Annotated in this window: 11 protein-coding genes and 1 riboswitch; all 11 genes read left to right on the top strand. The window is 61.9% G+C overall.

Going from position 1 to position 12767, the window contains the following annotated elements; translation table 11 throughout:
* Positions 1-96: 96 nt before the first annotated feature.
* Positions 97-210, top strand: a riboswitch (guanidine-I (ykkC/yxkD leader).
* 75 nt (positions 211-285) lie between these two features.
* The 11 genes from ACXHXG_RS15930 to ACXHXG_RS15880 all read left to right on the top strand — a co-directional run bounded on the left by ACXHXG_RS15930 (position 286) and on the right by ACXHXG_RS15880 (position 12766).
* Entirely contained in the window at positions 286-1359 is a 1074-nt protein-coding gene (locus tag ACXHXG_RS15930; protein ID WP_104827991.1) for a putative urea ABC transporter substrate-binding protein, read from the top strand.
* A gap of 60 nt (positions 1360-1419) precedes the next feature.
* Positions 1420-2238 carry an ABC transporter permease gene (locus tag ACXHXG_RS15925; protein ID WP_260304419.1) on the top strand — a complete coding sequence of 273 codons (819 nt, stop codon included), beginning with the start codon at positions 1420-1422 and terminating at the stop codon, positions 2236-2238.
* Positions 2235-3056, top strand: a complete 822-nt coding sequence (locus ACXHXG_RS15920) for an ABC transporter ATP-binding protein (protein WP_104827645.1) — start codon at positions 2235-2237, stop codon at positions 3054-3056. The genes ACXHXG_RS15925 and ACXHXG_RS15920 overlap by 4 nt, the downstream gene beginning before the upstream one ends.
* A gap of 2 nt (positions 3057-3058) precedes the next feature.
* Entirely contained in the window at positions 3059-3877 is an 819-nt protein-coding gene (locus ACXHXG_RS15915; protein ID WP_457899917.1) for an urea amidolyase associated protein UAAP1, read from the top strand.
* Between the two features lie 17 nt (positions 3878-3894).
* The gene (locus ACXHXG_RS15910; RefSeq protein WP_457899916.1) at positions 3895-4545 is read left to right on the top strand and encodes an urea amidolyase associated protein UAAP2; all 651 of its coding nucleotides are present in this window, start codon (positions 3895-3897) and stop codon (positions 4543-4545) included.
* Position 4546: 1 nt separating this feature from the next.
* Positions 4547-8083: an urea carboxylase gene (gene uca / locus ACXHXG_RS15905; protein WP_457899915.1), complete on the top strand. Its 3537-nt coding sequence runs from the start codon at positions 4547-4549 to the stop codon at positions 8081-8083.
* Positions 8083-9894 (top strand): allophanate hydrolase, encoded by a 1812-nt coding sequence (gene atzF, locus ACXHXG_RS15900; protein ID WP_457899914.1) that lies wholly within the window; start codon positions 8083-8085, stop codon positions 9892-9894. Before uca ends, atzF begins: the two co-directional genes overlap by 1 nt.
* Before the next feature lie 342 nt (positions 9895-10236).
* The gene (locus ACXHXG_RS15895; RefSeq protein ID WP_457899913.1) at positions 10237-10488 is read left to right on the top strand and encodes an acylphosphatase; all 252 of its coding nucleotides are present in this window, start codon (positions 10237-10239) and stop codon (positions 10486-10488) included.
* Positions 10489-10626: 138 nt separating this feature from the next.
* Complete coding sequence (locus ACXHXG_RS15890) at positions 10627-11271, top strand: Rieske 2Fe-2S domain-containing protein (RefSeq protein ID WP_457899912.1); 645 nt, start codon at positions 10627-10629, stop codon at positions 11269-11271.
* Complete coding sequence (locus ACXHXG_RS15885) at positions 11268-12113, top strand: aromatic ring-hydroxylating dioxygenase subunit alpha (RefSeq protein WP_457899911.1); 846 nt, start codon at positions 11268-11270, stop codon at positions 12111-12113. The genes ACXHXG_RS15890 and ACXHXG_RS15885 overlap by 4 nt, the downstream gene beginning before the upstream one ends.
* Positions 12110-12766, top strand: coding sequence for a glutathione S-transferase family protein (locus tag ACXHXG_RS15880; protein ID WP_457899910.1), 657 nt, complete (start codon positions 12110-12112; stop codon positions 12764-12766). Before ACXHXG_RS15885 ends, ACXHXG_RS15880 begins: the two co-directional genes overlap by 4 nt.
* The last annotated feature ends 1 nt before the right edge of the window (position 12767 follow it).

The following is a 12767-nucleotide window of genomic DNA, read 5'->3' as shown; positions in this document are numbered from 1 at the left end:
CGGCATTGAATGACGTCGCTGCCGTTCGCGATTATGCTTCAGACCGCATCTATCATACATATTTGGGAGTGGCATGGACCTTGCTTCTTTATCCGCAGAGTTGGTGGCTAGGGTTCCGGCGCTCCTCTTCGGAGCGTGCTGGTCCGAGAGCCACCACCGGCTGGGGGAGAAATCCCACCGGATGCACGGCGGGATAAAAGCCCGGGAGACCTCGTAAGCCAAGGGATTGGCGGCGCGATGGTCTTTGCCGATCCCTTTTTGAAAAAAAGCAAAAGGGGAATTTCTATGCAGACTTTTTCGAAGATCCTTTCCGTAACGGCTCTTTCGGTATCGCTGGCTTTCGGGCTTGGCTCTGCCGCAAGCGCCGCGCCGAAAACCAGTTTCAAGGTCGCCTGGTCCATCTATGTCGGCTGGATGCCCTGGGGTTATGCCGCCGATCACGGTATCGTCAAGAAATGGGCCGACAAATACGGCATCAACATCGAGGTCACCCAGTTCAACGATTACGTCGAGTCGATGAACCAGTATACGGCCGGCGCCTTCGATGCCGTGACGCTGACCAACATGGACGGCCTCTCGATCCCGGCAGCCGGCGGCGTCGACACGACAGCCGTTATCGTTGGTGACTTTTCGAATGGCAATGACGCCGTCATTCTTAAGGACAAGGCAAGCCTCGCAGACCTCAAGGGCCAGAACGTCAATCTGGTTCAGTATTCGGTTTCGCATTATCTGCTCGCCCGCGCGCTCGACAGCATCAAGCTTACCGAACGCGACGTGAAGGTGGTTAACACCTCCGACGCCGATATGGTTGCGGCCTACAAGACGCCGGATGTCTCCGCCGTCGTCACCTGGAATCCGCTGGTCTCGACCATTCTCGAGGAGCCTTCCGCCAAGAAGGTCTTCGATAGCTCGCAGGTGCCGGGCGAGATCATCGACCTGATGGCCGCCAACAGCAACATCCTGAAGGACAATCCGAATTTCGGTAAGGCGTTGGCCGGCATCTGGTATGAAACGGCGGCGCTGCTGAGGGCAGACACACCGGAAGGCAAGGCTGCCCGCGAGGCGATGGGGGCCGCATCGGGCACAGACCTGAAGGGTTTCGAGGCGCAGCTCGCCGCAACCAAACTCTTCGATAAGCCTGCCGACGCGGTTGCCTTCACCACCTCGCCGAACCTGCCGAAGACGATGGATCTGGTGCGCAGCTTCCTGTTCCAGAAGGGTCTGCTCGGCAATGGAGCGCCTTCGGCTGACGTCATCGGCATCGAAATGCCCGATGGCAAGGTTCTCGGCGACAGTGCGAACGTCAAGTTGCGCTTCACGGAGACCTATATGAAGGCGGCCGCCGACGGTTCGCTCTGAGCGATACCTTCACTGGCGGCGCCGGCGCGCCGCCCGATCCCTTCATCCGCGGAGCCTTTCATGCGTTGGATCAATACCAGGCCTAGCCGGGGTGCGCAGCTTGCCTTGACGCTGTTGCCCTTTTTGCTGCTGATCGTCGCGTATGCCGTCGGTTCAGCCGCACGGCTTGCCGAAAACGCCAATGACAAGTTGCTGCCCAATCTTGCCGGCTTTGCCGACGCCATCAACCGTATGGCCTTCATCGCCGATCCGCGCACGGGAGAATACCTGCTGTGGTCGGACACCTGGGCGAGCCTGGTACGGCTCCTGTCGGGCCTCAGCATATCCACGGCTATCGCGCTTTGCATCGGCATGCTCATCGGCATGCTGCCCTATCTCAGGGCTCTGCTGTCGCCCTTCGTCGCAGTCATTTCGATGGTGCCGCCGCTCGCGTTGCTGCCGATACTGTTCATCGTCATGGGCCTTGGCGAGACCTCCAAGATCGCCCTTATCGTGATCGGCGTTGCACCGACGATGATCCGCGACCTGGCGCTGAAGGCGCTGGAATTGCCGCGCGAGCAGATCGTCAAGGCCGAGACGCTCGGCGGCTCCTCCTGGCAGATCGCGCTTCGCGTCGTGTTGCCACAGATCCTGCCGCGGCTGATCACCTGCCTGAGGCTCCAGCTCGGGCCGGCCTGGCTGTTCCTGATTGCCGCCGAGGCGATCTCCTCCGATTCCGGCCTTGGCTACCGTATTTTCCTCGTTCGCCGATATCTGTCGATGGATGTGATCTTTCCCTACGTCGTCTGGATCACACTGCTCGCCGTGCTCATGAATTATCTTCTCGATCGCCTCCGCATCGCCGTCTTCCCCTGGTCCGAACTGGAGAAGCAGGCATGAGCGAACTCAGGATAGAAAAGGTCTGGAAGGAATACGGTGACCAGATCGTGCTCGAGGATGTGTCGCTGACGGTCGCCTCCCGCGCCTTTGTCGCACTCGTCGGTCCCTCCGGCTGCGGTAAGTCGACCTTCCTGCGTATGCTTTTGGGACAGGAACAGCCCACCAGAGGCGCGATCTCTCTCGATGGCGCGCCGCTGCCTAGCGAGCCCGACGCCGACCGCGGCGTGGTCTTTCAGCGCTACTCGGTCTTTCCGCATCTGACCGCACTCAACAACGTGCTGCTCGGCAAGGAGCTTGCCGGCTCGCGCTACAAGGCCAGGCTTTTCGGCGCGGCGCGGCGCAACGCGATCGACGAGGCGCGGCAACTCCTCGCGGAGGTCGGCCTTGCCGGCGCCGAAAACAAGTATCCAGCCCAGCTTTCCGGCGGCATGCAGCAGCGCCTGGCGCTGGCGCAGGCGCTCATCATGCGCCCCAAAGTGCTATTGCTCGACGAGCCTTTCGGCGCGCTCGACCCTGGTATCCGCGCCGAGATCCACACGCTGATGAAACGGCTTTGGCACGAAACACAGATGACCGTCGTTATGGTCACGCATGACATGCGCGAAGCCTTCACGCTTGCCACAAGGGTAGTCGCCTTCGAGCGCCGCCGCGACCGGCCGGAAGAGAAGGAGCGCTACGGCGCGACGATTACCAAGGACATTTCCATCTGGCCGCCGCGTACTGCCGGCGCAGCCTCGATCTTCAGCTCCGACCGGGACGGCCCGATCGCTTCAAAGGGGCACCGCCGGGACGACCTGGCACCGTCGGGAGACATCTAGCCATGCAGCACGTCAGACGTTCGCCGGAAGAAATCGCCGCCAACCGCGCCCGTTATGAAGAACATCAGAGAAAGGGTCTGGAATTCGCACCCAAGGCCTTGCCGACACCGAGCCCCCTACCCGCCCCGCCGATCGATGCGGCTTTGATCGTCCATCAGGAAGTCATACCCGGCGGCTGGTACTGGTCGACACGCGTCAAGCGCGGTGAGACGCTGCGCGTTGCCCAGGAACAGGGCTTCTCGACCATCTCGCTCGCCGCCTGGAATGCGGCCGATACGAGCGAGCGGCTGAATCTGCCCGATACGGTGAAGATGCAATGGACCACCGCCCTTTCGAAAGGCCGGGTGATCTTCTCCGACATGGGACGCGTGATGTTCTCCGTCACCGAGGATTCTTCCGGCGCACATGATTGCCTGATGGGCAGCTCGACTGCCGCCTCAAACCTGGCGAAATACGGCGAAGGCACCCGCAACAGCCGCGACAATTTCATCAAGCTTGCGACCAAGGCCGGATTGGACAAGCGCGACATTCCCGCCGTGCTCGCGCTCTTTGCTCCCGTTCGCGTTGATGTGGACGGCAAGTTCGCATGGCAGTCGGAGCTGCCGCATGACGGTGACTATGTTGAGCTGCGCGCCGAGATGGACATGATTGTCGGCTTTTCCAATTGCCCTCATCCACTCGATCCGAGCCCGACATACGCACCGAAGCCGGTGACCGTGACGCGGCTGGCTGTCCGGCCCACCAGCTCCGACGACCTGTGCCTCACCGCCACCGCCGAGGCAGTACGCGGCTTCGAGAACAACGCATCCGCCGACCTGTGAGCAGTGGAGAGACGATCATGACCGACTTTATCCAGACCGCTCCGTTCCGCACGCTCGAGAACGCCGTGCAGGATCACTTGATTGCCGCAGAAGCGCCGTTCTCGACGGTGGTTCGGAAAGGCCAGACATTGCGCATCGAGGATAGCTATGGCCAGCAGGCGATCGACACGCTGTTCTACAAAGCAGAAGATCATTCCGAACGCTATTCCAGCCAAGACACCATGCGCGAGCAGGGTGCGGCCTATATCACAACGGGCACCGAGATCATGTCCAACGAAGGTCGCGTCATGTTGAGGATGACGGCCGACAGTTGCGGACGTCACGACACTTCAGCCGGCGCATGCTCCTGCGAGAGCAACACGGTGCGCTTCGGCCACGGCACCAGATATCTCCATGCCTGCCGGGACAATTTCGTTCTGGAGGTCGCAAAACATGGCATGGGCAAGCGCGACGTCGTGCCCAACATCAACTTCTTCATGAACGTGCCGATCGAGCCGACCGGCGAGATGACCATCGTCGACGGCATCTCCGCACCGGGCGATTATGTCGAGCTCAAGGCCGAGATGGACGTGCTGATCGTCATTTCCAATTGCCCGCAAATCAACAATCCCTGCAACGGCTTCGATCCGACGCCGATCCGCGTCCTCGTCTGGGACGGTGAGGCTTGAGATGTTCAGGAAGATATTGATCGCCAATCGCGGCGAAATCGCTGTCCGGATCATCCGGACGCTGAGGCGCATGGGCATCGCCTCCGTCGTCGTCTATTCGGACGCCGATCGCTTCGCCAAGGCATCGCTGATGGCCGACGAGGCCGTCAGGATCGGTCCGGCGCCGGCCGCCGAAAGCTATCTCGATGTCGACGCCGTCATTGCGGCTTGCAAGGCTACCGGCGCAGAAGCCGTGCATCCCGGCTACGGTTTCCTTTCGGAAAACATCGGCTTTGCCAAGCGGCTGGCGCAGGAGGGCATCGCCTTCATCGGCCCGACGCCGGATAATATCGCCGCCTTCGGGCTCAAGCACACGGCCCGCGAATTGGCGCGCGCAAGCGGCGTACCGCTGCTACCGGGCAGTGGTCTCGTCGAGACGGGCGACGCAGCGCTCGCTGCGGCGGTTGAGATCGGATATCCGGTCATGCTGAAATCGACGGCCGGCGGCGGCGGCATCGGCATGCAGCTTTGTGAGGATGCCGATAGTCTTAAGGCCGCCTTCGAAAGCGTGCAGCGCACGGCCAAGGCCAGTTTCGGCGATGCGCGCGTCTATCTCGAACGCTTCGTATCGAAGGCACGGCACGTCGAAGTCCAGATCTTCGGCGACGGCAAGGGCCGCGTGATCGCGCTCGGCGAACGCGATTGCTCGTTGCAGCGCCGGAATCAGAAGGTGATTGAGGAGACGCCCGCTCCCGGTCTTTCGCCTGAGATACGCGAGCGCCTGCATGCCGCGGCCATGGCGCTGGGCTCTTCCGCGCGCTACCAGTCCGCCGGAACCGTGGAGTTCATCTATGATCCTGCCCGCGAGGAATTCTATTTCCTCGAGGTCAATACCCGCCTGCAGGTCGAGCACCCGGTTACGGAAGCCGTCTACGGCATCGATCTTGTCGAATGGATGATCCGTCAAGCCGCCGGCGAGGATGTCATTTCCGGCAGCGAAATCCTCGTCCCTAAAGGCGTGGCGATCGAAGCGCGCCTCTACGCCGAGATGCCGCATGCCGGCTTCCGGCCGAGCGCCGGCCTGCTGACGGAGGTCGTCTTTCCGGCGGGCACGCGCGTCGACGGCTGGATTGAGACGGGCACCGAAGTCACCCCTTTCTACGATCCGATGCTTGCCAAGGTGATCGTGGCAGCCGAGGACCGGCCGGCCGCGATCGAGAAGCTGAAGCGCGCGCTGGCGGAAAGCTCCATCTCCGGCATCGAGACCAATCTGCAATATCTCCAGGCCATAGCAGGATCCAAGCTGCTGGCGAGCGGCGACGTGGCGACGACGGCGCTCAGGGACTTTCCTTTCGTGCCCGATGTGATCGAGGTGCTGGCGCCGGGTGCGCAGTCGAGCATTCAGGAGCTGCCCGGCCGGCTCGGCCTCTGGCATGTCGGCGTGCCGCCGAGCGGCCCGATGGACGAGCGCTCGTTTCGTCATGCAAACAGGCTCGTCGGCAATGCTGACGAAACCGCGGCGCTGGAACTTACTGTTTCCGGGCCGGTGCTTAAAATCTTTTCCGACATTACGATCGCGCTCGCAGGCGCCTGCATGCCGATGACCCTCGACGGCGTACTGCTGCCACATGGCGAAGCCGTCAGTGCGAGGGCGGGGCAGACACTGGCCATTGGTGCGATAGAGGGGCCGGGCCAGCGGTCTTACCTCGCCGTTGCCGGAGGCCTTTCCGCGCCGGTCATGCTCGGCTCCAGGGCGACCTTCGGTCTCGGACGGTTCGGGGGCCATGCCATCGGCACGCTCCAGACCGGCCATGTTCTGAGGCTGGCACGCACGCCACAGCAGCAAACGACGGCGGCAGGCCGGCCCGCCCCTTTGACCCGAGCCTGGGAGGTCGGTGTCCTCTACGGCCCGCACGGTGCGCCCGACTTCTTTCTCGAAAGCGATATCGAGACGTTGTTCTCGACCGAATACGAGGTGCACTTCAACAGCGCCCGCACCGGCGTGCGCCTGATCGGTCCTGCGCCAAAATGGGCACGCAGCGACGGTGGTGAAGCCGGCCTTCATCCCTCCAACCTGCATGACAATGCCTATGCGATCGGCGCGATCGACTTTACCGGCGACATGCCGATCATTCTCGGGCCCGATGGTCCGAGCCTCGGCGGGTTCGTCTGCCCCGCCGTCATTGCTCGCGACGAGCAATGGAAGATGGGCCAGTTCAAGCCCGGTGACAAAATCCGGTTTCGTCCTGCTGAACGTGCCGAAGACCCCGTCGCCGGTCCGAGGCTGCAGCACCTCGGCAATGCAGCAGGGTCGGGGATCGTCGGCCAGGGCCAAGAAGGACCCGTGCCCGTCGTCTATCGCCGCCAGGGCGACGACAATCTGCTGGTCGAATATGGGGCGATGACGCTTGATATCGCGCTGCGTCTGCGCGTGCAGCTTTTGATGCAGGCGATCGTCCAAGCTCGCCTGCCGGGCATCATCGATCTGACGCCCGGCATCCGCTCGCTGCAAATCCATTACGATGGCACGACCTTGACCCGCAAACGCCTGCTCGGCCTGCTCACCGAGATCGAGGCGGGCTTGCCGGCCGCGCAGGATATCAAGGTCCCCAGCCGCATCGTGCACCTGCCGCTGTCCTGGAACGATCCGGATGCCGAGCTTGCCATGCGCAAATATCAGGAACTGGTGCGCCCGAACGCGCCCTGGTGCCCTTCCAATATCGAGTTCATCCGTCGTATCAACGGCCTGCCGGATGAACAGGCGGTGCGCGACGTCGTCTTCAATGCCAGCTATCTGGTGCTCGGCCTCGGCGATGTCTATCTCGGCGCGCCGGTCGCAACCCCGGTCGACCCGCGCCATCGGCTGGTGACGACGAAATACAATCCAGCTCGTACCTGGACGCCGGAAAACGCCGTCGGCATCGGCGGCGCCTATATGTGCATCTACGGCATGGAGGGGCCTGGCGGCTACCAGCTTTTCGGCCGCACCATCCAGGTCTGGAACAGTTGGCGGCAGACTGCGGTCTTCGCCAAGGACAAGCCATGGCTGCTCGACTTCTTCGATCAGATCCGCTTCTTCCCCGTCAGTCACAAAGAGCTGACAGAAGCCCGCGCCGCCTTCCCACACGGGGGTTATCCGGTCAGGATAGAGGAGACCGAATTCTCCTATGCCGCCTATGAAGCCGGGCTTGCCCGCGAAGTCGCCGCGATAGGCGCCTTCAAATCAGGGCAGCAGGCGGCTTTCGAAGCGGAACGGCAACGGTGGAAGGAACTCGGTCTCGACAGCTTCACCGTCGAGGAAGGCGCAGGCGCCGGCCTCGACGGCGACATACCGGAGGGTTGCTTCGGGATAGAAAGCGCCGTGCCCGGCAACGTCTGGAAGATACTGGTCGAAGAAGGCCAGCCAGTGGCTGCCGGCGATACATTGGCGATCATCGAATCCATGAAGATGGAAATCAACGTAACCGCACATGCCGCCGGACGCGTCCGCGATCTGCGCGCCGGCCCTGGGCGCAATGTCAAAGCCGGCGATGTGCTGGTCATTCTGGAGGAAATCTGATGCTTCCCACCATTCTCGATCTTGCTTCGCTGAGGCACGCTTATGCGGCCGGCCTGTCGCCGCTCCAGCTAATGGAAGAGATCATCGCAAGATGCAGGGCATCGGACGATCCGGCCATCTTCATCACGATGACGCCCGAGGACGACTTGCGAGCTGCGGCCCGTGAACTGGTGGCGCGTGCGCCAGAATCCAACAGCCTGCCGCTCTGGGGCATTCCCTTCGCGGTCAAGGACAATATCGACGTAGCGGGCTTGCCGACAACGGCCGCCTGCCCGGCCTTCGCCTATCACCCGCAGGCGGATGCGACGACAGTCGCGCGATTGAGGGCTGCCGGCGCCATCGTGATCGGCAAGACCAATCTCGATCAGTTCGCGACCGGACTGAACGGCACGCGCTCGCCGCATGGCGCGCCGCGCTCGGTGTTTGATCGTAATTACGTCTCCGGCGGCTCCAGCTCAGGCTCGGCGGTCGCCGTTGCGGCAGGTCTCGCGAGCTTTTCGCTCGGCACCGACACCGCCGGTTCGGGGCGCGTGCCGGCAGCATTCAACAATCTTGTCGGCATCAAGCCAACGCCGGGGTTAGTGCCCAATGTCGGCGTGGTGCCCGCCTGCCGCAGCGTCGACGTCGTCACTATCTTTGCCGCGACGGTGGGCGACGGCATTGCCATCCGCAAGATCATGGAAGGCTACGACGCCCGCGATCCGTTCTCGCGGCAAGCCGCTCCAGCAAGCTTGCCGTCGATACGCCCGCGTATCGGCGTTCTCGACGCTGCGGAACGGGAGTTCTACGGCAACAAGGATGTGGAGGCGCTTTATGACGCCGCCATCGAACGGGCGCGATCGCTGGGCGCTGTGATCGTGCCCTTCGACTACGCTCCTTTCCGGCAAGCGGCCGAACTGCTCTATAACGGCCCCTGGGTCGCCGAGCGGCTGGCGGCGGTCAAGGAGTTCCTGGCGACGAATGGCGACGACTTCGATCCGACGGTGCGCGCCATCATCGAAGGGGCAAAGGCCTACGACGCAGTCGACGCCTTCGAAGGCCGGTACAAGCTGGAAGCATTGCGGCAGAAAACCAGGGCCGAATGGGAGAAGGTGGATTTCCTGATGCTGCCGACGTCCCCCACCACTTACACGGTCGAAGAGATGCAAGCGGACCCGATCGTCAGGAACAGCCACTTTGGCCGCTACACCAACTTCGCCAACCTGCTCGATTGCGCGGCGATTGCCATTCCCGCCGGATTTGACGCCGACGGCCATCTGCCCGCAGGTGCGATGCTGGTGGGACCCGCCTTCACCGACGATGCGCTGGCCCCCTTCGCCGATGCCATGCATCGAGCGCTGGACACCGGAATGGGCAAGGACCGCAAAGCCGCGCTGCCGGAGGCAAGCCGCGTGGCGCCTTCGGCCGACGACTTCGTGCCGATCGTGGTGGTCGGCGCGCATCTGACGGATATGCCTCTGAACCACGAGCTGACGCGATCGGGCGGATATAGAGTGCGAACCGGACGGACGGACGGCAGCTACCGGCTCTTTGCCCTCCCCGGCACGATCCCGCCCAAGCCGGGGCTGCTGCGCGATCCCGGCTTTACGGGTAACGGCGTGGAGGTCGAAGTCTGGGCCTTGCCACCTGCGGCATTCGCCCGTTTCGTCCAGAACATTCCGGCGCCGCTTGGCGTCGGCAAAGTCACGCTTGACGACGGCAGTTACGTCACCGGTTTTCTCTGCGAGGCCCACGCGGTCACCGGCGGTCGAGAGATTACCGAGTTCGGCGGCTGGCGCAATTATATCCGCGCCTCCGGCCCGACAGTGTGAGCAAGGAGGGGCGGAATGCGAAAACTTCTGTCAATGGCAGCGCAGCTCGTTCTCAGAGGCCTGATCGCCAGGACCTGGGCGATTGGCGGCCGCTGCGCAGCCAGACATGGTGCTCGCTTGCGAGAGGCTCACACGGGAGATCCTTGACCGTCTGTCGCCATATTTGCTGCAGTCCACCTTGAAAGGATACGAGCTGGCGCGCAGCCCGACGGTTGACGAGGTCATGCCTCGAACGCGCCAGACGTTCCTCTTTTCGCAAACTCTTCAAGCAGCTATTCTACCAGCCTGATATCAAGCAAGGGCCATTTGCAGATGCCACGACAGGGTGAGTTTCGAGAACACATGACCATCCTTGGCGACGTCAACTCGACCTCATTCGTCCCGTGGATCCAACGCCACGCCAATAAGCTTGGACTTTCGCAGACATTCTTCCATTTTGGCGCAGATAGGATCGAGCTTGAGGTTGCCGGCCCCGTGGAATTGATCGATATGCTGGAAATGGGCTGTTCACTCGGTCCTTTCGACGTCTGGGTCGAGGAGATCCAGCGCAGAGTCATTGAGCGCCCCGAAAAATCGCGTCTTAGCAATCCCTGATTTTCTGCCTTTTATTTAATCAATGTTGCCAATGCGAATTATTTATGCAAGCTTCCGAGGGCTGAGGGGATGCAGGGATCGGCGCCTGCCTATGACCGGTGGCGCTAAGTCATTGGTAAAATTGAGAGAGTTAAGGCTATGCCATTTGATGGGGCCGGATCTTGGGCGCCAGTTGCCCTTTCCTCTGATCTGCCACCAGGAACGGTCATACCGGCCTGGACAGCGGCCGGCCCAATTGCCCTGTGGCGCAGCCAGTCGGGCCGCGTAACCGCATCCGTGGATCGCTGTCCACATCGCGGAATGCGATTGTCGCATGGTTTTGTCCGTGGTGAGGCGCTGTCCTGCATTTATCATGGATGGAGCTATTCCCCGTCGGGCGGATGCATTCGCATTCCGGCTCATCCCGATCTGGCCCCTCCGGAAACCATCCGTGTCGCTGTCCAGCGGGTCGAAGAATCGGGCGGTATTTTATGGATAGCCGCCGGACAACCGGCGACACAGCCCCCACGCTTCGACAAGCTCATACCGTTGCGCTCGCTAACAATGGAAGCGGATGTTGCGGCAATCGAGATCGTAGCAGGAGCAAAGACCGACGCAAACGGGCTGATCCACCTGCCTGATTTCCCCTGGATCGTGCTGCTGCTCGCGCCCCAGGATAAGCATACGCTCCTTCATCTCATGATCGAACATGACCGCAGCCCGGCAAACCGCCTGACGGCTTCCCGTATTGCCGAATCTCTCCGCCGCCGGGCGGAAGAACGCCAAAGGGAGAATGCGGAATGACAGGCGGCGCGATGATCGACGAATGGTATCCGGTCGGCCTTTTCAGCCAGCTCAGCGAAAAGGGAAGCAAGACCTGTCTGATGGGCGAGGCGATCGAAGTCGCGCGCGATCGCGACGGGAATGCGCGGGTGGTGACCGACAATGGACGCTCCCTTCCCGTCCGCGTCCGGTATGGTCATGTCTGGTCCTCCCTCGGAAAGCCGGACAAGGAGCTATTCGCCATTCCGGAAGCCGATCAGCCAGGCCGCCGCTTCGTCGATGTCGGTGTAGTCCGCGTGCGCTGTTCACCGCTTCGTGCCGTGGAGAACTTTCTCGACATCGCGCATTTTCCCTTCGTTCACACCGATATCCTCGGTGCAGAACCGCATACGGAGGTCGAAAATTACAAGGTCGAGATCCGCGAGAGTGAGGATGAAGTCTGGGCAACGCAGGTGAAATTCTACCAGCCGCAGGCAGCAAAATCGGCGTCCGGCGGCATTACGACCGAATATATTTACCGCGTGCCGGCACCGACCTGTTCGGTGCTCTACAAGACGTGTCCTCCGCGACCGAACGAATGGGACGTCATTACCTTGTTCGTACAGCCTCTTGCGGAAGACCTTTGCGACGTATGGCCATGGATGGCTCTCTTCGACGACGATACACCGATGACCGATCTTATCCACTTTCAGCAGACGATCTTCCTACAGGATCGCTCGATCCTCGAAAACCAGATACCCACGCTTCTTCCGCTTGATCCGGGCATGGAAATTCCGACAAGGGCCGACCTCACCTCGGTCGCCTATAGGCGATGGCTCAAGCGCCATAACTATACCTACGGCGCACAGTTGGTCGCACAATGAAGCTCTACGACTATATTTTATCGCCGAGCTGCTACAAAGTACGGCTGATGGCCGCCCTCTTGGGCATCAAGCTCGAAATCCGGCCAGTCGATTTCCATCCCGGTGCGGAGCATCGCGGACCGGAGCTTCTGGCGCTCAATGCGGCGGGGTCTATTCCAATCCTCGAGGATGGCGATCTTGTGCTCACCGAGTCCACAGCAATGCTCGCCTATCTCGCTGCCAGTGGTGCGCCGGAATGGCTGGGCCATAGTTCGCCGCAGGAGACGGCGCGCGTGCAGCAATGGCTCTCCTTTTCGCATCGCCTGACCGCAAACCTTGGAGGCGCGCGGCTCCACGAAATGCTGCTGCGACCGGGAGATATCAAGGCATTGCAGGCTCAGGGGATTGCGGCCCTGCGCGAGCTGGAGGCTGGCCTCTTCGAACAGGGCGAGCGCGGCATGCGGTTCCTTGCGGCAAGCCAGCCGACGATCGCAGACATCGCCTGCTTTCCCTATGTGGCGCTTGCACCCGACGGCGGCGTCTCGCTCGATCCCTATCCCTTGATCCGGCTCTGGTTGCGCGCCATCCGCAGCCTGCCCGGTTTCATCGAAATGCCCGGCATTCACCGCCTGCACGAGCTGAAACTCGATCCGCATCCGGCTGCGGAGAAGTGAT

It is taken from the genome of Rhizobium sp. LEGMi-198b (assembly GCF_054114205.1).
The sequence above is the reverse complement of the archived record's forward strand: the minus strand, read 5'-3'. Positions and strand labels throughout refer to the sequence as shown.